The sequence below is a fragment of the Streptomyces ossamyceticus genome (genome assembly GCF_001418475.1).
GTDB classification, from domain to species: Bacteria; Actinomycetota; Actinomycetes; order Streptomycetales; family Streptomycetaceae; genus Streptomyces; species Streptomyces ossamyceticus.
In genome coordinates this window covers 12682-36001 of record NZ_LIQX01000086.1, presented here as the reverse complement: position 1 = coordinate 36001, position 23320 = coordinate 12682, and the positions used below count along the sequence as shown (strand labels likewise).

27 protein-coding genes are annotated in these 23320 nt (G+C 70.9%); 12 read left to right on the top strand and 15 right to left on the bottom strand.

Annotated features, from left to right (window positions below):
• Positions 1-306 (top strand): helix-turn-helix domain-containing protein (locus AOK15_RS08065; RefSeq protein ID WP_055514257.1); only part of this gene is annotated, 306 nt, incomplete at its 5' end.
• Positions 307-381: 75 nt separating this feature from the next.
• On the opposite strand, the gene AOK15_RS08060 is transcribed toward AOK15_RS08065, so the two are convergent.
• Together AOK15_RS08060 and AOK15_RS08055 are read right to left on the bottom strand one after the other, a co-directional pair.
• The gene (locus AOK15_RS08060; protein ID WP_055514255.1) at positions 382-978 is read right to left on the bottom strand and encodes a ClpP family protease; all 597 of its coding nucleotides are present in this window, start codon (positions 976-978) and stop codon (positions 382-384) included.
• On the bottom strand, positions 978-1634 hold the full coding sequence (locus AOK15_RS08055; RefSeq protein ID WP_055514253.1) for an ATP-dependent Clp protease proteolytic subunit: 657 nt from the start codon (positions 1632-1634) through the stop codon (positions 978-980). The genes AOK15_RS08060 and AOK15_RS08055 overlap by 1 nt, the downstream gene beginning before the upstream one ends.
• Before the next feature lie 223 nt (positions 1635-1857).
• Between AOK15_RS08055 and AOK15_RS08050 the strand changes: the two genes are divergently transcribed.
• Complete coding sequence (locus AOK15_RS08050; RefSeq protein ID WP_055514267.1) at positions 1858-2340, top strand: VOC family protein; 483 nt, start codon at positions 1858-1860, stop codon at positions 2338-2340.
• 118 nt (positions 2341-2458) lie between these two features.
• On the opposite strand, the gene AOK15_RS08045 is transcribed toward AOK15_RS08050, so the two are convergent.
• The 3 genes from AOK15_RS08045 to AOK15_RS08035 all read right to left on the bottom strand — a co-directional run bounded on the left by AOK15_RS08045 (position 2459) and on the right by AOK15_RS08035 (position 4696).
• On the bottom strand, positions 2459-3379 hold the full coding sequence (locus AOK15_RS08045; protein ID WP_055514251.1) for an SGNH/GDSL hydrolase family protein: 921 nt from the start codon (positions 3377-3379) through the stop codon (positions 2459-2461).
• Positions 3380-3500: 121 nt separating this feature from the next.
• Positions 3501-4175, bottom strand: a complete 675-nt coding sequence (locus tag AOK15_RS08040) for a DUF3105 domain-containing protein (protein WP_055514249.1) — start codon at positions 4173-4175, stop codon at positions 3501-3503.
• A gap of 83 nt (positions 4176-4258) precedes the next feature.
• Positions 4259-4696 carry a hypothetical protein gene (locus tag AOK15_RS08035; protein WP_055514247.1) on the bottom strand — a complete coding sequence of 146 codons (438 nt, stop codon included), beginning with the start codon at positions 4694-4696 and terminating at the stop codon, positions 4259-4261.
• A gap of 206 nt (positions 4697-4902) precedes the next feature.
• Here AOK15_RS08035 and AOK15_RS08030 point away from each other — a divergent pair, with 206 nt between their 5' ends.
• Together AOK15_RS08030 and AOK15_RS08025 are read left to right on the top strand one after the other, a co-directional pair.
• Positions 4903-5709: a VOC family protein gene (locus tag AOK15_RS08030; protein WP_055514245.1), complete on the top strand. Its 807-nt coding sequence runs from the start codon at positions 4903-4905 to the stop codon at positions 5707-5709.
• Between the two features lie 64 nt (positions 5710-5773).
• Positions 5774-6490: a ribonuclease H family protein gene (locus AOK15_RS08025; RefSeq protein WP_055514240.1), complete on the top strand. Its 717-nt coding sequence runs from the start codon at positions 5774-5776 to the stop codon at positions 6488-6490.
• Here the strand turns inward: AOK15_RS08025 and melC2 are convergent.
• Complete coding sequence (gene melC2 / locus AOK15_RS08020) at positions 6487-7314, bottom strand: tyrosinase MelC2 (RefSeq protein ID WP_055514238.1); 828 nt, start codon at positions 7312-7314, stop codon at positions 6487-6489. The two genes, AOK15_RS08025 and melC2, sit on opposite strands and share 4 nt — an antisense overlap.
• Positions 7315-7366: 52 nt before the next feature.
• Positions 7367-7735 (bottom strand): apotyrosinase chaperone MelC1, encoded by a 369-nt coding sequence (melC1, locus tag AOK15_RS08015; RefSeq protein ID WP_055514236.1) that lies wholly within the window; start codon positions 7733-7735, stop codon positions 7367-7369.
• Positions 7736-8071: 336 nt separating this feature from the next.
• On the opposite strand from melC1, the gene AOK15_RS08010 reads away from it, so the two are divergent.
• The 3 genes from AOK15_RS08010 (at position 8072) to AOK15_RS08000 (ending at position 11238) form a co-directional block, all read left to right on the top strand.
• On the top strand, positions 8072-9310 hold the full coding sequence (locus AOK15_RS08010) for an FAD-dependent monooxygenase (RefSeq protein WP_205632095.1): 1239 nt from the start codon (positions 8072-8074) through the stop codon (positions 9308-9310).
• Between the two features lie 257 nt (positions 9311-9567).
• On the top strand, positions 9568-10437 hold the full coding sequence (locus AOK15_RS08005) for a DUF2182 domain-containing protein (RefSeq protein WP_107099363.1): 870 nt from the start codon (positions 9568-9570) through the stop codon (positions 10435-10437).
• A gap of 144 nt (positions 10438-10581) precedes the next feature.
• Positions 10582-11238 (top strand): DUF1326 domain-containing protein, encoded by a 657-nt coding sequence (locus AOK15_RS08000; protein WP_055514232.1) that lies wholly within the window; start codon positions 10582-10584, stop codon positions 11236-11238.
• Positions 11239-11522: 284 nt separating this feature from the next.
• Here the strand turns inward: AOK15_RS08000 and AOK15_RS07995 are convergent, their stop codons facing one another.
• Positions 11523-12149, bottom strand: a complete 627-nt coding sequence (locus tag AOK15_RS07995) for an alpha-ketoglutarate-dependent dioxygenase AlkB (RefSeq protein WP_055514230.1) — start codon at positions 12147-12149, stop codon at positions 11523-11525.
• An 83-nt stretch (positions 12150-12232) separates the two neighbouring features.
• A complete protein-coding gene (locus AOK15_RS07990) occupies positions 12233-12907 on the bottom strand; it encodes an AIM24 family protein (protein ID WP_055514228.1) in 675 nt (224 codons plus the stop codon).
• A 102-nt stretch (positions 12908-13009) separates the two neighbouring features.
• Here AOK15_RS07990 and AOK15_RS07985 point away from each other — a divergent pair, with 102 nt between their 5' ends.
• On the top strand, positions 13010-13681 hold the full coding sequence (locus AOK15_RS07985; protein WP_055514225.1) for an NUDIX domain-containing protein: 672 nt from the start codon (positions 13010-13012) through the stop codon (positions 13679-13681).
• Between the two features lie 21 nt (positions 13682-13702).
• On the opposite strand, the gene AOK15_RS07980 is transcribed toward AOK15_RS07985, so the two are convergent.
• A complete protein-coding gene (locus AOK15_RS07980; protein ID WP_055514223.1) occupies positions 13703-14614 on the bottom strand; it encodes a LysR family transcriptional regulator ArgP in 912 nt (303 codons plus the stop codon).
• A gap of 77 nt (positions 14615-14691) precedes the next feature.
• Here AOK15_RS07980 and AOK15_RS07975 point away from each other — a divergent pair, with 77 nt between their 5' ends.
• From AOK15_RS07975 to AOK15_RS07965, 3 genes are all read left to right on the top strand, one after another.
• Entirely contained in the window at positions 14692-15309 is a 618-nt protein-coding gene (locus AOK15_RS07975) for a LysE/ArgO family amino acid transporter (RefSeq protein ID WP_055514221.1), read from the top strand.
• A gap of 154 nt (positions 15310-15463) precedes the next feature.
• The gene (locus tag AOK15_RS07970; RefSeq protein ID WP_055514263.1) at positions 15464-16780 is read left to right on the top strand and encodes an MFS transporter; all 1317 of its coding nucleotides are present in this window, start codon (positions 15464-15466) and stop codon (positions 16778-16780) included.
• A 52-nt stretch (positions 16781-16832) separates the two neighbouring features.
• Positions 16833-17801, top strand: coding sequence for an aldo/keto reductase (locus tag AOK15_RS07965; protein WP_055514219.1), 969 nt, complete (start codon positions 16833-16835; stop codon positions 17799-17801).
• Positions 17802-17932: 131 nt separating this feature from the next.
• Here the strand turns inward: AOK15_RS07965 and AOK15_RS07960 are convergent, their stop codons facing one another.
• Positions 17933-18433, bottom strand: coding sequence for a hypothetical protein (locus tag AOK15_RS07960; protein WP_055514217.1), 501 nt, complete (start codon positions 18431-18433; stop codon positions 17933-17935).
• A 335-nt stretch (positions 18434-18768) separates the two neighbouring features.
• On the opposite strand from AOK15_RS07960, the gene mraY reads away from it, so the two are divergent.
• Positions 18769-19836: a phospho-N-acetylmuramoyl-pentapeptide-transferase gene (gene mraY, locus AOK15_RS07955; protein ID WP_055514215.1), complete on the top strand. Its 1068-nt coding sequence runs from the start codon at positions 18769-18771 to the stop codon at positions 19834-19836.
• Positions 19837-19899: 63 nt separating this feature from the next.
• Here the strand turns inward: mraY and AOK15_RS07950 are convergent, their stop codons facing one another.
• The 4 genes from AOK15_RS07950 to AOK15_RS07935 all read right to left on the bottom strand — a co-directional run bounded on the left by AOK15_RS07950 (position 19900) and on the right by AOK15_RS07935 (position 23296).
• A complete protein-coding gene (locus AOK15_RS07950; protein ID WP_055514213.1) occupies positions 19900-20433 on the bottom strand; it encodes a GNAT family N-acetyltransferase in 534 nt (177 codons plus the stop codon).
• Positions 20434-20562: 129 nt separating this feature from the next.
• Positions 20563-21633, bottom strand: coding sequence for an NAD(P)/FAD-dependent oxidoreductase (locus tag AOK15_RS07945; protein ID WP_055514212.1), 1071 nt, complete (start codon positions 21631-21633; stop codon positions 20563-20565).
• On the bottom strand, positions 21630-21977 hold the full coding sequence (locus tag AOK15_RS07940) for a cupin domain-containing protein (protein ID WP_079058363.1): 348 nt from the start codon (positions 21975-21977) through the stop codon (positions 21630-21632). Before AOK15_RS07940 ends, AOK15_RS07945 begins: the two co-directional genes overlap by 4 nt.
• Positions 21974-23296, bottom strand: coding sequence for a lysine N(6)-hydroxylase/L-ornithine N(5)-oxygenase family protein (locus AOK15_RS07935; protein ID WP_055514208.1), 1323 nt, complete (start codon positions 23294-23296; stop codon positions 21974-21976). The genes AOK15_RS07940 and AOK15_RS07935 overlap by 4 nt, the downstream gene beginning before the upstream one ends.
• Positions 23297-23320 lie beyond the last annotated feature (24 nt).

The following is a 23320-nucleotide window of genomic DNA, read 5'->3' as shown; positions in this document are numbered from 1 at the left end:
CGGCTGGCCCAGGAACGCACCCTGAAGGACGTGGCCGACGCGGCACGGATCTCCATGCCGTACCTCTCGGAGGTGGAGCGCGGCCGCAAGGAGGCGTCCTCCGAGGTCCTCGCGGCCGCCGCCCAGGCCCTCGGCCTGAACCTCGGTGACCTGTTGTCCCTGGCCGGGGACGAACTGACGCGCCGTACGGCCACGTCCCTGAGGCGCCGTACACCCACGTCGGTGACCCGCCGAACCTCCACGTCCACGACGCGCCGCGCGACGACCACCGGCTCCCCGCACAACGGCCTCTGCCTGGTGGCCTGAAGCGCTGCCCCCGCGCTCCCCGCGCTCCTCGGGGGCGCGGGGAGCCACGCCGACGGGGGCTCGTCCGGCCGCCCCTCACACCCCCCGTCGACGCAGCACCTCGTCGGCCAGCCCGTACGCCACCGCCTCCGCCGCCGTGAACACCTTGTCGCGGTCCATGTCGGCCCGCAGGTCCGCCACGTCATGGTGGGTGTGGCGGGCCAGCACCTCCTCGACCTGGGCCCGGATCCGCGCCATCTCCTTGGCCTGGAGGGCGAGGTCCGACACCGTTCCGCGGCTGCCCCCGCTGGCCGGCTGCCCCAGCAGCACGCGCGCGTGCTCCAGCACGTACCGCCGCCCCGGGTCCCCGCCCGCGAGCAGCACCGCCGCTGTGGACGCCGCCTGCCCCACGCAGACCGTCGAGATCGGCGCCCGCACGAACGACATCGTGTCGTAGATCGCCATCAGCGAAGTGAACGATCCGCCGGGCGAGTTGATGTAGACGGCGATCTCGCTCTCCGGTGCCGACGACTCCAGATGCAGCAACTGCGCGATGACGACGTTCGCCACCCCGTCGTCGATCTCCGTGCCCAGGAAGATGATCCGCTCGGACAGCAGCCGGCTGTACACGTCGTACGACCGCTCGCCCTGAGGGGTCCGCTCCACCACGTTCGGAATCGTGTACGTCCCCATCACTGCAGTCCCATCCGTCGCCGGGACGAGGCCGGGCGGACGTCGTCGAGCGATTCGACGACCCGGTCGACCATCCCGTAGTCCCTCGCCTGCTCTGCCGTGAACCAGCGGTCCCGGTCGCCGTCCCTGGCGATCGTCTCCGGGGTCTGGCCCGTGTGCTCCGCGGTGATCCGCTCGATGGCCCGCTTGGTGAACTCCAGGTTCTCCGCCTGGATCTCGATGTCGGCGGCGGTGCCCCCGATGCCCGCCGACGGCTGGTGCATCATGATCCGCGCGTTGGGCAGCGCGAACCGCTTGCCGCGCGTGCCCACGGTCAGCAGGAACTGGCCCATGCTCGCCGCGAAGCCCATGACGAGGGTCGACACGTCGTTCGGGATCAGCCGCATCGTGTCGTAGATGGCGAGCCCCGCCGTCACCGAACCGCCGGGACTGTTGATGTACAGGCTGATGTCGGTGCGCGGGTCCTCCGCCGACAGCAGCAGCAACTGCGCGCAGACCCGGTTGGCGGAGACCTCGTCGACCTGGGTGCCGAGGAACACGATCCGCTGCCCGAGCAGTTGCGCGGCGAGATGGTCGTCGAAGCGGGAGGGCGGGGTGTCGCCCTCCTCCGCGCGCGGGGCGAGCGACGGGGCCCAGCCGGTGATCAGGGGAGCCATACTGCATCCTCCAGGTGAGTGACGCGGCCACCGTGGCCGCCTGCCGCCAGTCTTCCCAGAGACCGCCTCCCACCTGGACTTTCTCTGCCCGCGGCAGATTCGCCGACAGCAGAGCCGCACCGGTTTCGAGGCGCGCCCCGCGATTCGTGCCCGCGCCGCCGATGAGTTTCCGCATCAGGATCGGTCGACAGGGATGACGACCCGTCCCGCCGAGGAGGCACACATGTCCAGCGACGGTTTCACCACCTGCCTGTGGTTCGACGGCCAGGCCGAGGAAGCGGCCGCCCACTACGTCTCGATCTTCAAGAACTCCCGGCTGGGCCGGGTCACCCACGTCCCCGAGAGCGCGCCGCTCCCGGCCGGCGCCGTCCTCGCCGTCGAATTCGTGGCCAACGGCCAGCGGTTCCTCGCGCTCAACGGCGGCCCCCAGTACAAGTTCACCGAGGCCATCTCCTTCCAGATCTTCTGCGCGGACCAGGACGAGGTCGACCACTACTGGAGCAAGCTGACCGAGGGCGGCGGCGAGGCGGGTCCCTGCGGGTGGCTCAAGGACAGGTTCGGTGTGTCCTGGCAGGTCATCCCGACCCGGCTCATGGAGATGATCAGCGACCCCGACCCGCGGCGGGCGTCCCGCGCGAACGCGGCGATGATGTCGATGGGCAAGCTGGACATCGCCACCCTGGAGAAGGCGTACGCGGGCGAGTAGCGACCGGCGCCGGGTGCCCTCACTCCGACCCCGAGCCGGCCTCCCAGCAGGCCTGAGCAGCACCCAGCAGGCCTGAGCTGCGGACCCCGCCCGGATCAGGGCCGACCCGGCGGCCGGGCTAGGACCGGGCCTCGGCGATGGCCCGGGTGATCTCGCGGGCCATCCGTGTGACCCCGGGGGAGCGCACCGGGCACGGCCGCGGCTTCGATGTCGTCGGGGCCAGGCAGAAGTGCAGCAGGTCCTTGTCGTGGTGGACGGCCGTGCGGCCCCGGTCGGGCTGGGTGCAGTAGCCGTCGTGCGCGCGCTCGTACGCGGTGCACGGCAGGTACTGCGCCCAGGTGTAGCGCCCGGACGCCGGGCTCACGGCCTTGCCCGCGTCGGCGACGAGGTCACCGGAGGCCCCGGCCTGCTTCTGATAGAGCGCGTTTACCCGGCGGACCCTGTCCGGGGTCATCGGGTCCGGCCCCTGGAGCACCCACACGAGGGTCGGTCGGCGCGTACCGCCCGCCCCCGCGATCTGCTCGGTAAGACGCTCGGCCGCGGCCGCGTACCGGGAGAGGTACGCGGTGCGGTCCTCGCCGTAGGTGACGCCGTCCATGCAGGGTGTGTAGTCCCACGCGTTGCCCCAGAACTGCAGCACGACGTAGTCCGGGCGCAGCCGCCGCACCAGCGCCGCCGCCTTGTCGGCGGCCGGCACGAGCGACCGGTCGGCGGTGCCCTCCAGGTAGTCGCACAGCGTCGTACCGGAGTAGGGGACGGCCGTGTACCGGGCGTGCAGTTCGTCCTTCAGCAACTCGCCGAGGACCTTCTGGTTCTCCGTGGCGATCGAGTCCCCGAGATACAGCACCTCGGGCGCGGGCTTCGCGGCGGGTGTGCCCGGGGACGCGGTGGCCGCCCGCTGCCGTGTGGTCGGCGACGCGTCCGGGCCGGAGGGCGCCGAGGGCGCCTCGTCCGGTGGGCCCTGCGGATCCCCGCACCCGCCGAGCAGCAGTGCGGACAGCACCGCCCCCGCCACTCCCGCCATCCACGGCTTGCGCATGCGCGACTCCCGCCCCGGCCACCGAAAAGGCTCACCAGGCAAGCACAGCCCGGCACCAGGGGGAAGCCCTTCATCGGCCACGAGGGCGCCCGGCCCGGCCGGACGCCCCCGCGTGCTCACCTTACGGCGTCATGCCGCCCGAGCAGGCGGCACCCGGCTCCGGCGTCTGCTCGCCCTGGACGTACTTGTCGAGGAACTTCTGCACCCGCGGGTCGGACGCCTTGTCCACCTTCAGCTGGTGCTCCCAGGCGCTCAGCACGATCGGCGACGACTGGTCCTCGTACGGGCTCATGAAGGTGTACGACGTCTTCTTCACGAGGCCGGACAGCGACTCGACGTCCGCCTTCGCCGCCTTGTCGTTGTACGTCACCCACACCGCGCCGTGCTCCAGCCCGTGCACCGCGTTCTCGTTCGGTACGGCCTTGGTGTACACCTGCTTGTCGCAGTTCACCCACACCTGGTTGTGGTCACCGCCCACCGGCGGGCTCATCTTGTAGTCCACGCTCCCGTTGACGTGGTTCTGGGTGAGCTTCGACCAGCTCCGCACGCCGTCGACCGGCGCGGCCTTCGCCTCTTCCTTGTCCTGCGCGGCGTCGATCAGGAACCAGCCGCCGCCGACGAGCCCGGCGAGGATCACCGTGGTGACGCCGAGCGTGAGCAGACGCATCCGCCGCTCACGGGCCTGCTCGGCCTTGCGTATCTCCTCGACGCGGGCGCGGCGCGCCGCCTCCCTGGTCTTCCCGGTCTCCTTGTTGCCCTTGGGGTTCTTGCCGGCCTTCGCCTTGGATGTAGCCACGGGATGTCCCTCTCCCCGCCGTGCCCTCCCCGGGCAGGCGGTGCTGCGAGTCGTCTTCGGTGTCTGGGGTAGGGCCCGGCGGCCTAGACCCGGAGCAACTGCAGGACGTGGAGGTCGGGCGGGCGGGCCCGGCCGGGGTCACGGGCCGGGTCGAGCCCCGACATGGCGGGCCCGGCGGCGGGCTGCCACGGCACGGTGCTGTGGTCGGCGCCCGGCAGCGGCGCGTGGCCGAGAACGGCCCGTGGGTCGGACGAGTGGCAGTCGTGTCCGGGGCCCTCTTCGCACGGGTCGTGCTCGGCGTGGTCGGTCCGCGCCGCCGCGACGGACACTCCCGCCGTCGCCGCGCCGGAGAACACCGGCCCCGTGAACGGGGGACCGGCCCTGCGCGCCCCCTCACCGGGAGGTGACCCCACACAGGACAGCACGAAGGCGGCCAGCGCCAGCGAGACGACGACCACGGCGTACGCCCACCGGTCGCGGGCGCACGGCATCGCCGTACGTCGGAACGGTCGGCCGGACATGGGGCGCACCTGATGAGTCGAGTGAACAGGAGTGCGAGCGTCGCCGAAATTATCAGAAGACCCACGGCCGTGGTTCCGCCCCGCTGCTCTCGCTCTCCTGCCGAGCGATTTCATGCGGTCTGTCCTCTTCGGCGCGCGGCATGAGCGGCCCCTGGCTAGCGTGAGACCCGCGCAAACCACCGGTCGAACCGAGGAGAGTGGCAGCCATGGCCGCACGTCCCGAGGGAGTCCCCTGCTGGGCCGACGCGATGTTCGGCGACATCGAGGGGGCCAAGCGCTTCTACGGCGACGTACTGGGCTGGACGTTCGGCGAGTCGTCCTCCGAGTACGGCAACTACACGCAGGCGTACGCGGGCGGCAAGGCGGTGGCCGCGGTCGTCCCGCCGATGCCCGGACAGGAGGGGCAGTCCGCCTGGTGCCTGTACTTCGCCTCCTCCGACGTGCACGCCACCGGCGCCAGGATCCGTGAACACGGCGGCGAACTGCTGATGGACCCGATGCAGGTCGGCGACTTCGGCTCCATGCTCCTCGCCCGCTCCCCGGAAGGTGTGGTCTTCGGCGTCTGGCAGGCGGGTCTCCACGAGGGCTTCGAGGCGATGGGCGTGCCCGGCGCCTACGCCTGGGCTGAGATCTTCACCCGCGACGTGGAGAAGTCCGACGCCTTCTTCCCGGCCGTCTTCGGCTACCGGGCCCGGCAGATGGAGGCCCCCGACGAACCCGGCATGGACTTCCGGGTCTTCGACCTGGGGGAGGAGCCGCTGATCGGCCGGATGAAGATGACCGACGACTTCCCGCCCGAGGTCCCCTCGTACATCAACGTCTACTTCACCGTCGCCGACTGCGACGACGCGGTCGCCAAGGCCACCAAGCTGGGCGGCGTCCTCCGCTTCGGCCCGATGGACACCCCCTTCGGCCGCTTCGCGGCGCTCAGCGACCCGCAGGGCGCCTCTTTCTCGGTGATCGACGTCACCCACACCCAGGGCGAGATGCCGAAGCTGAGCGCCGTGGACTGAGCCGCCCGCACGGCAGGGGCGGGGGAGCGGGGCCCGTGGACGGGACCGCACCCCCGCGCATGGCATGATCGACGCCATGCCGGAACGTGTTGTGGCCGCCTGTGACGGAGCGTCCAAGGGAAACCCCGGACCAGCGGGCTGGGCCTGGGTGGTGGCCGAGGACGACGAGATCCCCTCCCGCTGGGAGGCCGGCCCGCTTGGCAGGGCCACCAACAACATCGCCGAACTGACGGCGCTGGAGCGGCTGTTGGCCGCCACCGACCCGGAGGTCGCGATCGAGATCCGGATGGACTCCCAGTACGCGATGAAGGCGGTCACCACCTGGCTGCCCGGCTGGAAGCGCAACGGCTGGCGGACCGCCGCCGGCAAGCCGGTCGCCAACCAGGAGCTGGTCGTCCGCATCGACGAGCTGCTCGCCGGCCGCACGGTCGAGTTCCGCTACGTCCCCGCCCACCAGGTCGACGGCGACCGCCTCAACGACTTCGCCGACCGCGCGGCGAGCCAGGCGGCCACCGTCCAGGAGCCCGCGGGCAGCGCACTGGGCTCCCCGGAGCCCCCGGCCGCACCCGACACGGTCCCCTCCCGCCGGGCCCCGGCGAAGAAGAGGCCCGGCAAGGCCGGCGGCAGGGCCGGGGCGTCCTCGTCCCGCACGATCAAGGCGAAGTTTCCCGGCCGCTGCATGTGCGGCCGCTCCTACGCCGCGGGCGAGTCCATCGCCAAGAACGACCAGGGCTGGGGCCACCCGGAGTGCCGTACGGCGGAGCGGACCGACGCCGGTTAGCCGGCCGTGTCGAACGTGTAGTGCGGGGTGTGGTCGAGCAGCGCGGCCGGGGTCGTGTCGTTCCACGGCTTCATGGTCTCGTCGAGATCCACCACGTTCGGGGTGCCGGCCGCCGGCAGGTACGTCGAGCCCGGGTGGCGGCGCTGCCACTCGGCCCACAGCTTGTCGATGTAGGCGTGGTGCATCCAGAAGACCGGGTCGTTGGGGGAGACCCCGGTGCCCATCTGGCCGCCCACCCACACGTGCACGCGGTTGTGGAGGTTGACGCCCCGCCAGCCCTCCAGATGGTTGCGGAACCCGTCCGACGCGCTGTTCCAGGGCGCCATGTCGTACGTCGGCATCGCGAGGACGGACTCCACCTCGGCCCGCGTCGGCAGCTGCCGCACCGCGCTTCCGAGGGCGCGGCGCAGAAAGGTGCGCCCGTCGATGCGCACATTGATCGGCCAGTTCCCGGTGGACGCGGCGAACGGCCCGTCCGTCACCTGTCCGTCACGGCTGCGGCCGGTGCCGCCGAGGAAGTCCGGGGCCCAGAGCGACGCACGCGGTGTGCGGTCCGTCGTCCAGTCCCAGTAGGGCAGGGCGACCGTGGGGTCCACGGACTGCAGGGCCTGCTCGAACTCCAGCAGGAATCTGCGGTGCCAGGGCAGGAAGGACGGTGAACGGTGGCCCGTCCGCTCGCCGTTGTCGGTGTCGCCGAGGATGAACGCGTTGTGCGTCGTGACGAAGGCGTCGTAGCGGCCGGAGCGCTTCAGCTCGATCAGCGCGGCGACGAGGCGTCGCTTCTCGTCGGCGGTCAGGGCGGCCTGGTTCTTGCGTATGGTCATGGGTGCGCGGCTCCTCGTGGTGCTGGTGGTGCTCGTGGTGGTGCGGGTGCGGTCAGTTGAAGGGGACGAGACGGGCGCCCTGGAGTTCGTCGACCGCGGCGCGCGCGGCGGCGCGCGGGGTCGGCACGGGGGAGTAGTGGCTGACGACGCTGATCCAGCTGCCGTCGGCGTTCCGCATCACGTGCAGCTCGGCCCCGTCGACGTACACGGCGTAGCCGGCGCCGTGGTGGTGGCCGCCGCCCGCGGTCGCCCTGCCCTGTATCCGGCGCCCCCGGTAGACCTCGTCGAACGCATCGGGCCCGCCGTGGTGGTCGTGGTCGTCGGCGACCGCGGCCGGGGCGCAGACGCTGGCCGTCACGGCCGCCGCGACGGCGGCTCCGGCTCCGGCCCCGAGGACATGGCGACGGGTGATTTCAGGCATGCGGAACCTCCTGGGAGGGGGATCGGGTTGACCCGTCATGCCTATCGACCGAGTGGATCACCGGAGAAATCACAGAAAGTCGGTTGGCTGCGATCCGGACAATTAAGCACATGTCGTACAAGCTTGAACGAAGATGATCTTGCCGTGAAGGGCTCTCGAACGCGTGCGGAGGGAGATATTCCGCCCGAGGGGGCGTTCGCCGCCGATGATCTTGCGGCGATGGTGTGATCGCCGTGGCCGGGGTCACGCGCGCAAAGTGGCGCGAACCCGGACGGTCCTCGCGCTGTTACCCTTCGTGGTCAATTGATCGCTTTGCGTGGCGAAATGGGAGTGTGCGTGAAGATCGCATGCGTCGGCGGCGGACCCGCAGGCCTGTACTTCTCGATCCTGATGAAGCGTCAGGATCCGTCCCACGACATCACCGTCCATGAACGGAACCCCGCCGGATCCACCTACGGCTGGGGCGTGACCTACTGGTCCGAGCTACTGGACAAGCTCCGCGAAGGAGACCCCGAGACGGCCCTCGCGATCAGCGAGAACTCCGTCAGCTGGACCAGTGGGGTGGCCCACGTCCGCGACCGCACGACGGTCCAGCCCGGCGACGAGGGCTTCGGCATCGGCCGGCACCGACTGCTCGAACTGCTCGCCGAACGCGCCCGGTCCCTGGGAGTGCGCGTGGAGTACGAGCACGAGGTCACCGCCGACGACCTGCCCGACGCCGACCTCGTGGTGGCGGGCGACGGCGTCAACAGCGCGGTGCGCGAACGGTACGCCGACCGGTTCGGCAGCGACATCGCCCTCGGCCGCAACGCCTACATCTGGCTCGGCACCTCCAAGGTGTTCGACTCGTTCACGTTCTCGTTCCAGGAGACCGACCACGGCTGGATCTGGGCCTACGGCTACCCGTTCAGCGACGAGCAGAGCACCTGCGTCATCGAGTGCTCCCCTCGGACGCTCGCCGGTCTCGGCATGGACGCCAGGGGAGAGGCGGACGGCCTGGCCCGGCTGGAGAAGATCTTCGCCGACATCCTCGACGGACATCCGCTGATCGGCCGGGAGAAGGGCGACGGCGCCGCCCAGTGGCTCACCTTCCGCACCCTGACCAACCGCACCTGGCGCCACGGCGACATCGTCCTGCTCGGCGACGCCGCGCACACCACCCACTACTCCATCGGCGCCGGCACCACTCTCGCCCTGGAGGACGCCATCTGCCTGGCGGGGGAGCTCGGGACGCTGTCGGACAAGGAGGCCGCGCTCGCCGCGTACGAGCGCCGACGCAAGGCCGACCTGCTCCGGCTCCAGAGCGCGGCCCGCTACAGCGCCCAGTGGTACGAGAACCTGCCGCGCTACATCCACCTCCCCCCGGAGCAGATGTTCGCCCTGCTCGGCCAGCGGCACTCCCCGCTGCTGCCGTACGTACCGCCGCAGCTCTACTACCGTCTCGACCGCGCCGCCGGCCGGCTGGAGGCGCTGCGCCGTCTCAAACGCTGGCTGGGTCCGAAGCTGGCGCGGACCTCCCAGTCCCGCGCGCTCGCGTCCCGGGAGGAGACCGCCCGCCAGGGGTTCCACCGGTGACTCAAGCGGCGCAGGCGGCCAGGCCTGGGTCGTAGACCCCAGCTCGTGGGCCCCCGGGCGCGGCCCGATACGGCCGCGCCCGGGGGCTCGTCGGCCACCGATCGATCTCCCGCTCCACCGGCGCGCCCCTCGCGAGGCGTGGAGTCAGGCGGTTTCGACTGCATGGTCGGCCGCCGCGGCTCGGCAGTCATGGGCATGCGCGCCCGGGACCTTCCTGCGGAACCTCCCTCGCATCGAGTCGCGTGGAAGGCGGGGGAATGTTCTGCTGGAAGGAGCCGCAGGAGAACACGCCGATGCGTCACAGCCGGAGTTCCGCCCTCGTAGCCGGCCGGTCGGTCGCCCCGACCAGAGCGGGTGGGGGCCTGCTGCCCACGCGGGACCTCGCGGTCGCCTGGCTCCTCGTGGTCCTGATCGCCGTCCCCGCCTGGGTGCTGACGATCGGCCAGGCCCGGGACATGGGTGTCGAGCCCGGCACGATGGGGATGGCGCTGCCCCTGTTCCTGGTGTTGTGGGTCACGATGATGGCGGCCATGATGCTGCCCTCCATGGCTCCCGTGGCGATCACCTGGGTGCGGGGCATCGGCCGAGAGCACTCCGGCTGGGCGCGTACCGCCCGTACCGTTGAGTTCGTGGCCGGATATCTGCTGGTGTGGACCGCTTTCGGCCTGCTCGCTTATGCGGCACTGGCCCTCACCGGCAGCCTCGTGGACGATCACCCCACGGCCGGTCGCTGGATCGGCTCGGTCGCCTTCCTGCTCGCGGGCCTCTACCAGTTGGGCCCCCTGAAGTCCGTCTGTCTGCGGCACTGCCGCGACCCCATGGGCCACCTGGTGCGCTACGCAGGCTTCCGAGGGCCGTCCCGCGACCTGCGGGTGGGTCTCCATCACGGCGCCTACTGCGTCGGCTGCTGCGCCGGGCTGATGGTCGTCCTCGTGCCGTTGGGCGTCATGAACGTGGCGGCGATGGCCGGACTCGCCGTGGTGATCTTCGCGGAGAAGCTGTGGTCCCGGGGCCCACTGCTCGCCCGCGCCGTGGGCGTCGTGTTCGTGGTCATGGCCGTGCTCGCGCCCTTCCAGGACTGGCTGCTGCCGGGGCTGCGGGAAGCGATGCCGTCGATGACCATGTGATCCCCGCCCCTGGGCGGGGTTCCGCACCGGAGACGGGAGGCGCAAGCTGGGAGAGAGACCTGCTCCCGATCCCGGGACCGGGCTCGGGACACGCGGTCTCTCCACTCCGAGTGAGCTCCTGGGGCTCGGCAGGAGGGAAGAGAGATGACAGAACAGACGACGACTACGACGCGCTGGCATCTGGTCGGCGATTGGTTCGACGTGTGCAACTGCGCCGTCCCCTGCCCGTGCACCTTCGCCCAGCCCCCGACCTACGGTGACTGCGAAGGCGTCCTGGTCTGGCACATCCGGGCGGGCAGCTACGGTGACGTCCGGCTCGACGGCCTGAACGTGTTGATGCTCGGTTCCTTCACGGGCAACGTCTGGGCCGGCGAGCACACCGCCCCGTACGCCGCGGTCTTCCTGGACGAACGCGCCGACGAACAGCAGCGTGGCGCTCTCGGCGCTGTCTTCGGCGGTGAGGCGGGTGGCTGGCCGGCGCGGTTCGGGGCGATGTTCCACCCCGAGATACGCGGCATGGACGCCGCACCCATCCACGTCGAGATCGACGAGGACCTCGCCACCTGGCGGGCGGAGATCCCCGGCCGGGTCACGGCGGCCGCCGAGGCGCTCACCGGCCCGACCACCGTCGACGGCGCGCGTGTCCAGGTCCACAACGCCCCGGGCGCCGAGGTCGGGCCGGGACAGGTCGCCACATGGGGGCGGGCCACCGTCGACCGCGCGGACGCGTTCGGCTTCTCCTGGGACCGCACCGGCAAGTCGAGCAAGCACTTCCCCTTCGACTGGAGCGGCCCCGACTGACCCACCCGCTCCCGAGGACCGGCTCAGGCGCTGCCTGAGCGGCTTTCACTGGTCTCCTCGCCGCTGACCGTACGCGGCCGTCTCTTCGCCCGCCGCGACTACGTCGCCCTCGTCTTCGCCCCCTCCTTCACCGGAGAGAGCGGCGGCACGGTGCGCGACGTGGGCTCGTTCCGACATCTCGGGGCCGGGACAGCGCGACGGTACCGGCCCCGCCCTGCTTCCGGCATGGCAGTTGCTCCCGCAGGCGCATCAGCACGCACGACGCGCTTCTGGCGCAGACACTCCTAGTGCACGCCCCGCGGCCGGAACTGGACGCTGACGCGCGGCCCCACCGCCCGCGTCGACTTCGGGATCGCGTGGTCCCAGGTGCGCTGACAGGAGCCGCCCATCACGATCAGGTCGCCGTGGCCCAGGGGGAAGCGCAGCGTCTCCCCGCCGCCGTGCGGCCGCAGGGCCAGATCGCGGGGATCGCCCACGGACAGGATGGCCACCATCGTGTCCTCGCGGGCTCCCCGCCCGATCCGGTCGCCGTGCCAGGCCACGCTGTCCCGGCCGTCGCGGTAGTAGCACAGCCCCGCCGTGGCGAACGGCTCGCCCAGTTCCTCGGCGTAGTGCGCGGAGAGGGTGTTCCGGGCCTCCTCCAGGACGGGGTGCGGCAGCGGGTCGTCGACGCCGTAGAAGGCGAGCAGCCGGGGGACGTCGACGACCTGCTCGTACATCTGCCGCCGCTCGGCCCGCCAGGGCACCTCCTCGGCGAGCCGCGTGAACAGCGCGTCGGCACCGGTGAGCCAGCCGGGCAGCAGGTCGACCCAGGCCCCGGAGCCCAGCTCGCGCCGGCTCAGGCCGTCGAGAGGGCCGAGGCGAAGGTCGTCGGACTGGTCGAAGAGGGAGCCCTGGAGGTGCATGGCCATACCAGCAGCCTACCCCGGCAATAGAAAGCTTGTTCGATCACGGGTGCGCCGCCCTGTCGGCCCGGCCCCCTCCTCGCCTTCGGTCAGTGCTGCTGGGTCTGCGCCGTCACCTCGCTCGGCCGTACGACCACGAATCCCTCGCCCTCCAGCTTCAGCTGCACGGCCTCCCCGGAGCCGCCGCGGATCATCGAGCCGAACGACTGGGAGCGGTGCAGCGACGTGTGGAGGTGGGCCGTCCAGCCGACGACCGCGTCCGTGTCGACGAACACCGGGAGCTGCGGCGAGACCGGGATGACGAGCGGGTTGCCGTCGCAGACCAGCCCGAGCTTGCCCTGGCCGGTGAACACGCTGTTGAACAGCCCGCCCCCGGTCATGCCGGCGCCCTTCACCGTCTTGATCTCGTACGACAGCGTGGCGTCGAAGCACAGCACGTTGCGCCCGTTGACGGTGAACACATCGCCCGGCTCGATGTCGACGATGAAGCAGTTCTGCGCCTCGTGCGCGAACCAGGCCTCACCCTGACCCCGTACCGCCATCAGCGGCAGGCCCTCCCCGGTGACGGCGCGCTTGAGCATGCCGCCCACGCCCTGACCCTTGCGTTCGAACTGCAGGTTCCCCCGGAAGGCGATCATCGCGCCCTGCCGCGCGAGCATCTCACCGTTGACGGCGTACTTGATGGACTTGGCGTTCTGCACACTCATCCCCGGCGCGTACGCCGGCTGGACCATGTGCTCGTTGGAGAAAAGATCGCTCTTCATACCGGCATGCTGGCCCGGAGCCCCGGATTCCGCCAAGCGACGCGCGGAGCAGGGGGATTGGGGGCGCCTGGCACCGACCGGAGCGGAATGGTAAAAGCGGGCATGACCAACAAGAACGTCGGCGTCGACATCCCCGACCGGCGGGGCCGCACCGGACTCGACCGCACGGGCCTCGACCTCACCGGCAACCCGCGGGTCAAGGTGCGGGACGTGAAACTGCTGTCCTGCCACTGGTATGTGGAGCGCACCACCACCTTCGACTTCCAGCACGCCGACGGCACCTGGAGCACCCAGGAACGCGAGACGCACGACCGGGGCAACGGCGCCACCGTGCTGCTCTACGACACCGCGCGCGAAACCGTGCTCCTCACCCGGCAGTTCCGCTATCCCGTGTACGTCAACGGCCACGCCGACGGCATGCTCGTGGAGACACCGGGCGGTCTGCTCGACGAGGAGGACGAGCATCCCGAGGTCGCCGTGCGCCGTGAGGTCGTCGAGGAGACGGGGCACACGATCGGCGACATCCAGCACGTCTTCGACGTCTATATGAGTCCCGGCTCCGTCACCGAGCGGATCAGCTTCTTCGCCGCCCCGTACAGCCCCTCGACCCGCACCCACGAGGGCGGCGGCCTGGACGAGGAGGGCGAGGACATCGAACTCGTCGAACTGCCCTTCCGGCGCGCCCTGGAGATGATCCGCAGCGGGGAGATCGCCGACGCCAAGACCATCATGTTGCTGCAATGGGCGGCACTGGAGGGCCCGTTCAGGGCGTGATCCCCCTCGACGCCGTGGCCGTCAGGTGCCCTCCAGTGCCTCGGCGGCCTCGGCGGCGACCGCCTCGGCGACCGCGGTCAGTGCCGGGGAGTCCAGCTTCCACTGCTGCCAGAACAGAGGGGCGTCCATCGCCCGCTCCGGGGCCAGTCCGACCAGGTGTCCCGCCGCGAGCAGCGGCTCAGCCTGGATGGCGGGCACCATGCCCCAGCCCATCCCGCCGACCACCGCGTCGACGAAACCCTCCGACGTCGGCACGTAGTGCCGTAGCGCCGAGGCCGGGCGGCCTCCGGTCACCCGCCGTACGAAGGCGTCCTGGAACGCGTCCCGCCGGTCGAAGAACACCACCGGCGCGTCGACGATCACCTGCTCCAGCGGCACCTCCGATGCGACGCCGAACCACCGCCGGGCGAAGGTCGGAGCCGCGACGGGCAGGTACCGCATCCGCCCGAGGGCCCGCACGGAACAGCCGGCCACGGCGTCCGGCGCCGAGGTGACCGCGGCCATCACCAGCCCCTCGCGCAGCAGCCGGGCCGTGTGCTGCTCGTCCTCGCGCAGCAGCTCGTAACAGGGCCGCAGCTCCTCCGGCACCCGGGTCAGGGCGGGCAGGAACCAGGTGGCCAGCGAGTCCGCGTTCACCGCGATCGACACCCGGGTCGCCTCCCCGGCGCCCGTCATGCCGAGCGCGGCGTGCGCGTCGTGCTCCAGCCGGGACAGCTGGCGGGCGAACCGCACGATCACCTCGCCCGACTCGGTGGGCCGCACCGGCTTCTCCCGGATCAGCAGGACCCGGCCCACACGCTGCTCCAGGGCCTTGACCCGCTGGCTGACCGCCGACGGCGTCACATGCAGCGCGCCGGCCGCGGCGTCGAACGTGCCCTCGTCCACCACGGTCAGCAGGGTCCGGACGAGATCGAGTGGAAGCTGGGACATCATGAGTACATCACGAGGGCTAATGGTACGTAAGAATCCTTAGCTGTACGAATGGCTCCGGGTTTCCTAGCGTCGACCCTGTGATCAGCGAAATCTCCGCCCTCAGCGCCGGATTCGGCACCGGACTCTCCCTCATCGTCGCCATCGGCGCCCAGAACGCCTTCGTCCTGCGCCAAGGACTGCACCGGGACGCGGTGCTCCCGGTCGTGGCGATCTGTGCCCTGTCCGACGCGGTGCTGATCGCGCTCGGCGTCGCCGGGGTCGGCGCCGTGGTCGTCGCCTGGCCCGCCGTCCTCACCGTGGTCGCCCTCGTCGGCGGCGGCTTCCTCGTCGTGTACGGCATCCTCGCCGCACGGCGCGCGCTCAGGCCCGCCGGGGAGGCGTTGCGGGCCGACAGCGGAACGGCCGGCTCGGTACGCCGGGCCGTCCTCACCTGTCTGGCGCTGACCTGGCTGAACCCGCACGTCTACCTCGACACCGTCTTCCTGGTCGGCTCCATCGCCGCCGACCGCGGCCCCCTGCGCTGGACCTTCGGCATCGGCGCGGCCCTGGCGAGCCTGTGCTGGTTCGCCGCCCTCGGGTTCGGAGCCCGACTGCTCAGCCGCCACCTCTCCCGCCCCGCGGCATGGCGCGCCCTGGACGGCCTGGTCGCCGTCACCATGCTCGTCCTCGGCGGCATGCTGATCGTCGGGGCATGAGCGGGGGAGAGGCGCCCAGCGGCAGCGGGACCGGCGGGCGTGGCGGCCGCGCCGACAGCATGTGAGACATCGGCGGAACCGGCTGTCACGGCTGTGGTGATCTCCGCGATAGTAGTGCCCGGTATCGAAAGATGTATCGAGCAACGGGATGCGCGTGGACACCACCAAGAGCACCGGCGACGACACCGCCCCGGAGGGCGACTCCGGGGCGGCGCCCCGCGGCGGCTGGCGCCGCTTCGCGATGGACACCCGCCCGCTGCGCCGCCCCGCCTACCGGCGTCTGTGGTCCTCCACCGTCGTCACGGCGGTCGGCAGCCAGCTGACCGCCGTCGCCGTGCCCAAGCAGATCTACGACATCACCGGCTCCTCGGCCTGGGTGGGCTACGCGAGCCTCGCCGGACTCCTCCCCATGGTGATCTTCGCGCTGTGGGGCGGCGCCGTCGCCGACAGCGTGGACCGCCGCACCCTGCTCCTGGTCACCAACACCGGGATCGCCGTCACGTCGGTGCTGTTCTGGGTCCAGGCCGTCACCGGCCTCGCGTCGGTGTGGGTGCTGATGGTGCTCCTCGCCGTCCAGCAGGCGTTCTTCGGCCTCAACTCACCCGCCCGCAACGCCTCCATCGCCCGTCTCGTTCCCGCCGGTGAACTGGCCGCAGCGGCCGCCCTCGGCTCGACCGTGATGCAACTCGGCCTGGTGGCCGGCCCGTTGCTCGCCGGCGCCCTCATCCCGGTGATCGGCCTGGCCGAGCTGTACCTGATCGACGCCCTCGCCCTGTGCGTCACCCTGTGGGCGGTCCACAAGCTGCCCGCACTGCCGCCCTCGGACTCCTCCACCACGCGGCGTGCCGGCTGGCGGGAGGTCGTCGCCGGTTTCCGCTACATCGCCCTGCACAAGGTGCTGTTGCTGTCGTTCCTCGCCGACATCATCGCGATGGTCCTCGGCATGCCCCGCGCCCTGTTCCCGCAACTCGCCGACACCACGTACGCCCCCTACGGGGAAGGTCTGGCCCTCGGTCTGCTGTTCGCCGCCATCCCGATCGGGGCCGTCCTCGGCGGGCTGACGTCCGGCACCTTCTCCCGTTCGTCCCGGCACGGTCTGATGGTCGTCCTCGCCGTCCTGGCCTGGGGCGCGGCCATCACCGGGTTCGGGCTGAGCACGAGCCTCTGGGTCGCCGCGGCGTTCCTCGTCGCCGCCGGTGTCGCGGACATGGTGTCCATGGTGTTCCGCGGCGCGATCCTGCTGTCCGCCGCCACCGACGAGATGCGCGGCCGCATGCAGGGCGTCTTCACCGTGGTCGTGGCCGGCGGCCCTCGCCTCGCCGACGTCCTGCACGGCACCGCCGGTTCGGCCTTCGGCGCCCGTACGGCCGTGGCGGGCGGCGGCCTGCTCGTCGTCGCCGCCGTACTGCTCCTCGCGACGGTCACCCCGGCCCTGCGGCGCTACCGGATATCAGGGGAGGAACACCCCTGATCCTGCGTACGCTGCCCATCAGGCGCACACCCCACAGGCAGGAGTACTGACGATGGAGTACGTGAAGCTCGGTTCGACGGGTCTGGACGTGTCCCGGATCTGCGTGGGATGCATGAGTTTCGGGCTCCCCGGGCGAGGCACGCACGAGTGGACGCTGGACGAGGAGGCGTCCCGCCCGCTGATCCGTCGGGCCCTGGACGCCGGGCTCAACTTCTTCGACACGGCGAACGTCTACTCCGACGGCACCAGCGAGGAGATCGTCGGCCGCGCCCTCGCCGAGTTCACGCGGCGCGACGAGATCGTGATCGCCACCAAGGTCAACGGCGCCATGCACCAGGGCCCCAACGCCTGGGGCCTGTCCCGCAAGGCGATCATGACGGAGATCGACAACAGTCTGCGCCGCCTCGGCACCGACTACGTGGACCTCTACCAGATCCACCGCTTCGACCCGAACACCCCGGTCGAGGAGACGATGGAGGCCCTGCACGACGTGGTGAAGGCGGGTAAGGCCCGCTACATCGGGGCGAGTTCGATGTACGCGTGGCAGTTCTCGAAGATGCAGTACACGGCCCGCACGCACGGCTGGACGCGGTTCGTGTCCATGCAGAACCACTACAACCTCCTCTACCGCGAGGAGGAGCGGGAGATGCTGCCGCTGTGCGAGGACCAGAGCGTGGCCACGCTGCCGTGGAGCCCGCTCGCCCGCGGCCGTCTCACCCGCGACTGGGGCACCGTCACCGAACGCACGGAGGCCGACAACTTCGGCAGGACCCTCTACCAGGAGGGCGACCGTGAGATCGTCGACGCGGTCACCCGGATCGCCGGCGAGCGCGGCGTCCCCCGCGCCCGCGTCGCCCTCGCCTGGCTGCTGGGCCGGCCCACCGTCACCGCCCCCATCGTCGGCGCGACCAAGCCCCACCATCTCGACGACGCGGTGGCCGCCCTCGACATCACCCTCACCGAGAAGGAGATCGAGGAGCTGGAGCGGCCCTACACCCCCCGCGCGATCAGCGGCCACTGAGCCCACCCGCCCCCGGACGAGACACAGGGTGCGGGCATCCGCGTGCCGGACCGGCCGGGGACCGGTGCGCGGATGGCGCTGACGGTGCGTGGATGTCGGGGACCGGCGTGCGGATGCCCCCGGAGGGCGGGTCAGGGGCGGGTGTACTCCTGGCGCACGGTCGTGGCGAGCCGGGTCAGCGCCTCCTCGGCGCCCTCCCGGTCGGTCTTGTCCAGCAGGGCGAGGGCGTCCGCCGCGGCCAGCCGCACCCGCTGCGGCACCTCGTCCAGAGCGGCCATCCGGTAGGCGATCGTGCGCCGGGCCTCACGCTCCTCGGCGGTGACCCCGAACGGGCCGGTACGGGGGAAGACGGCGGCCTCGTACGCGGTCACATGGATGAGGACCCCGTGCGCGATCCCCTCCGCGTACCCCCGCTGCCCCGCCTGCCGCTGCGCCACGACGAAGTGCGCCATCGCCCGCCGCCGCACGATGAGCGACCCCACCATGCCCACGAGGCCCGCGCACACCGCCGCGCCCAGCGCGACGAGGCCACCGCCGAGCAGCGCGCCGATGAGGGCGCCGCCCGCCATCAGCAGACAGGTCAGCCCGGTGGTCAGCATCAGCAGGGCGCGTGCGGGAGTGAGCGAGGCCATGGCGTGAAGTCTCTCAGCTCCACGACCGGCGTCCCAAGCCGATTCAGCGGTGCGCTGACGGTGGATCACGCGCGCCGCGGCGGTCGCGCCGACTGACGGAGGGTCACACCGATCGGTCGGCCGACCCGGTCCGCGGTCGCCGACCCTCGGCACAGCCCGTGGCACCGCCCGTGGCACAGCCCGTGGTGATGGCCTGCGGGGCCCGGCCCCGGTGGTCAACTACCCGCCGTCGGGCGAAGATCGAACGTCGGCATAGGGTGTCGTCCGTGACAGCCCGCGAGTCCGACGAGGCGGTCGCCGAACCAGAGTGAGGCCGAGGGGGAGACCGCCGACCCATGAACCAGATCCTGTATGCCGGGGCCATAGGCCTGTTCCTGACGCTCATCGGCACACCCCTGCTGATCAAGCTGCTGGCCCGCAAGGGATACGGCCAGTACATCCGCGACGACGGCCCCCGCGAGCACGCCAGCAAGCGCGGCACCCCCACCATGGGCGGCATCGCCTTCATCCTGGCCACCATGGTCGCCTACGCCCTGACCAAGATCCTCACCGGAGAGAGCCCCACCTACCCCGGTGTCCTGGTGCTGTTCCTGATGGCGGGCATGGGCGTCGTCGGCTTCCTCGACGACTACATCAAGATCGTCAAGCGGCGTTCGCTGGGGCTGCGGGCCGGGGCGAAGATGGCCGGCCAGCTGATCGTCGGCATCGTCTTCGCCGTGCTGGCCATCCGGTTCGCGGACGAGCGGGGCCAGACGCCCGCCTCGCTCAAGCTGTCCTTCGTCACGGACTTCGGCTGGACCATCGGGCCGGTCCTGTTCGTCGTCTGGGCACTGTTCATGATCCTCGCCATGTCGAACGGCGTGAACCTCACCGACGGACTGGACGGACTGGCGACCGGCGCGTCCGTCATGGTCTTCGGCGGCTACACCTTCATCGGCCTGTGGCAGTTCCAGAACTCCTGCGCCAACGCCATGGAACTCACGGACCCCGCCTCCTGCATAGAGGTCCGCGATCCGCTCGACCTGGCCGTCGTCGCCGCGGCGCTGATGGGCGCCTGCTTCGGGTTCCTGTGGTGGAACACCTCACCGGCCAAGATCTTCATGGGCGACACCGGGTCGCTCGCCCTCGGCGGCGCGCTCGCGGGCCTCGCCATCTGCTCCCGCACCGAGCTGCTGCTCGTGGTGCTCGGCGGACTCTTCGTCCTGATCACCCTGTCCGTGATCATCCAGGTCGGTTCGTTCAAGCTGACCGGCCGACGGGTCTTCCGGATGGCGCCGCTGCAACACCACTTCGAACTCAAGGGCTGGTCCGAGGTCCTGGTCGTCGTGCGCTTCTGGACCATCCAGGGCATCTGCGTGATCGTCGGCCTCGGCCTCTTCTACACGGGCTGGGCGGCCGGCTGATCGACTGACCGGTCTACCGGCTGATCGGCGGAGGGTGGCGAAGTCCCGTCGGCTGCCCGACGGTCACGCTGTCCGCCCGATCCGGTAGACCACACCGTGGCGCAGCGGGCCGTCCGGCACGCTCGGGTCGTCGAAGTCGTCGGCCGGGTCATGGGTCATGCCGATGCGGCGCATCACCGCCTGCGAGCGGAGGTTGGTGGCCACTGTCACCGCGAGGATCTCGTCGAGGGCGAGACGCCGGAAGCCGAAGTCCAGAACGGCACGGGCCGCTTCCGTGGCATAGCCGTGCCCCCACGCCGTGCGCGTGAGGCGCCAGCCCGCCTCCACACCGGTGAACGGCATGTCGTCCTCCACCGGATCCAGCCCGCAGAACCCGATGAACTCCCCGGTGGCCCGCACCTCAACGGCCCACCATCCCCAGCCCCGCCGGTCGAGATCGGCCTGGAACCGGGCGACGGACGCGTCGCTCTGCTCGGTCGTGAGCAGCTCCGGAAAGTACGCGCGTACCTCGGGATCGGCGTTCATGGCCGCCCAGGGGGCGAGATCGGACTCCCGCCACGCGCGCAACAGGAGTCGGTCGGTTCGCAGTTCGGACATCGGGCCAACCTAAGGTGATCTTGGGCCGTGCCGCGAGTGATTATCGGCGGGGCTCCGGGCCACCGGCGCCCGGCTGGGCTCCAGGCGCCGGCGGTCCGCGCAACCCCGCCGACGCTTGTGCACGGCCGGTCAGGCGGCAGAGTCCAGCACGCTGTCCAGTGCCCGAGCCGCCAGGGCGGGCGCCAGGCGGACCCCGGAGCCGGAACCGCCAACGACGGCAGACAATCCCGGCATGTCCGGCACTGTGTGGACCAGTGGCAGCCGTCCAGGCGTATACAGGTCCTGGAAGGCCCGTCCACCGACGACGGCAGCCGCCGCTCGGCTGCTGCGCGCGGCGAGCGCCCGAACTCCCTCCTCGAGATCGGCGGCATCCGCCTGTCCGTCCAGTGTGTCCGGATCTTCGTCCCAGACGTTCCGGCGGAAACTCACCAACGCCTGCCCTTCGCAGAGCGGCAGCACGAACAGGTCGTCGTCGACGAAGTACACCAGAGGGTCGTCGGCCCGAACCGGCAGCTGCGCGTGCAGCGCCGCCACTCGCTTGCGGCGAGCCTCGGGCACCGCGGCTTCGAGGCCGGGGGCGAGTGGCCGGGGCAACTCCCACGGTCCGACCGCGATCACCACACGGCGGGCCTGCCACTGGTTCGCGCCCGCGGTCAGTCGATAGCCGTTCGCGACCCGCTCCACCGACTCGACACGCTGCCCGATCTGCAGGGCAGTGCACCCCTTGCGGACGCCACCTGTCAACAGGGCCTCGGTCAGTCCGCGGGCGGCCACCACCGCCCCTCGACCCCGATGAGTCACCGCGCATTCGTCGGTCTTGAACCGCAGGCCGGGCAGCATGCGGCGAATCCGATCCGCCTCTTGTGCTCCGGTGGGGGTCAGATCCGCGACGGTACGCGCACGCAGGTCGTGGAGTCGGGAACTCGCGACCACATACACCATCCGGACCGGACGTACGAACAGCCCGGGGGGAGTGTCCTGCAACTCGTCGTACAGGCGGCGGCTCTCCTCCACGAGGGATCTGTGCTCCGCTGTGGCGGCCAGGGGAAAGTCCGCACCGGCCGACCACGCGGTGGCTCCTCGTGCCGGAACGTCACGCTCCAGGACGACGGTGCGCCAGTGAGGGCGCAGCGCCGCTGCCCGGTGCGCGACGAAGGAACCGACGATTCCGCCCCCGACGACGGCCAGGTCCGCGCTCATCGCTCCTCCTGCCGCCACCAGAGACTGAACACCTCGAGCGGTCCGTGAGGGCCCGCTGTCGCCTGATGCGGAGTCCACGGCGGGAAGAACACGGAGTCCCCGACCCGGAGTTCGACGATGTCGTCGCCCGACCGAACGACTCCTTCACCGGCCCGCACCATCCACAGCTCGGCCACCTCGTGCTGATCCGGCTCACCGGTGACTCCGGCCGGCACGGTGAAACGCGCGGTCCGGAACGGCCAGCCGGCCGCCCTGGTGCCGGGAGTCGCGGGCACCTCCTCCACCGCCAGTCCGGAGGGCGCCCGCAAGGGCTTGCTGTACGCAACCCTGATCGTTCTGCTCATCGCTGCTCCACAAGAGTCGCCATGGGGGTCGGGTCGGGAGTCGGGGAGGTGGGCTCCCAGGCCCAGTCGGTCGTGGCCCGGGCCTGGTCGACGCGGTAGATCTCACGCGCCGCGATGGAGTTGAGCACCCGCGCACTGCGCCAGGCCGCGAGGCTGAGGTTCGGATCGGCGATGCCATGGGAGTTCTCGGCGAAGTTCTGCACGTAGATGCGCAGTCCGGCCGGTCCGTCCCAGTTCAGCGAGTAGTCCTCACCCACCTGTAGCCTGCCGTCCGTGTCCGTCAGACGGTCGCGCAGCGGCTCCAGGAAGTCAGGGAGAACGCTGCGGTAACCGGTGCAGAAGATCACTGTGTCCACCACACAGCGCTGAGTGGCGCCTCGATCCTCGTCGTGCAGGGTGACGACCAGGGCCCCCGCCAGTCGGCGCACGTCGATCACACGGCGGCAGGGCACCAGATGGTGGCGCAGGCGGCCGTCGCCGACCGTGTCCAGCAGGTACAGCTTCCGGTAGATGTTCCGTAGCAGGGACTCGGAGACGCCGTCGCTGGCGAGGCGCTGCCGGGGCAGCAGGGTCTGGCGCCGTTCCTCGGGCAGGCCGTGGAAGTGGTCCACATACGGGGGCGTGAACCACTCATTGGTGAACGGCGAGTCGTCGATCGGCTGGAAGCCCTCCCGGCTCGATACCCAGACCAGTTCCGACGGCAGTTGCCGGTCTTCCGACAGCAGGTGGTTGACGACCTCGGCACCGCTCTGTCCGGCGCCCACCACCATCACCCGCTGTCCCGCGACGTTCGGACGGACGGTCAGCAGTTCGCTGCTGTGCAGGAGCCGAGGGCCACGCAGGGACGCCACGAAGTGCGGCACGACCGGCTCCTTGCCCGTGCCGAGGACCAGGGCCCGGGTCTTCAGGCTCTCGCCGTCGTCGGACCGCACCTCGAGAGCGCCTTCTCCCAGCTCCACCGACCTCACGCGTCGCCTCCAGCGGACGGAGGGCAACTGCTCAGCGACCCAGTGGTAGTACTGCTCGAACTCCCGCCGGGACACGGATGTGCCGTTGGCGACCAACGAGCGGTACACCCGTCCCTGCTCGACGAGGAAGTTGAGGAACGAGTACCGACTCGTCGGGTCGACCAGCGTGACGAGGTCCTTCATGAAGGACACTTGGAGCTCGGCGCCGGGCAGCATGATCCCCGGATGCCACTGGAAACGCGGTTTGGCATCCAGGAAGACCGCGCTGAGGTCCGTGACCGGCTGTGCGAGTGCCGCGAGACTCAGGTTGGAGGGGCCGGCTCCGACCCCGATGAAATCGAACCGTTCCATGGCCTCTTCTTTCGCTGAGTTCGG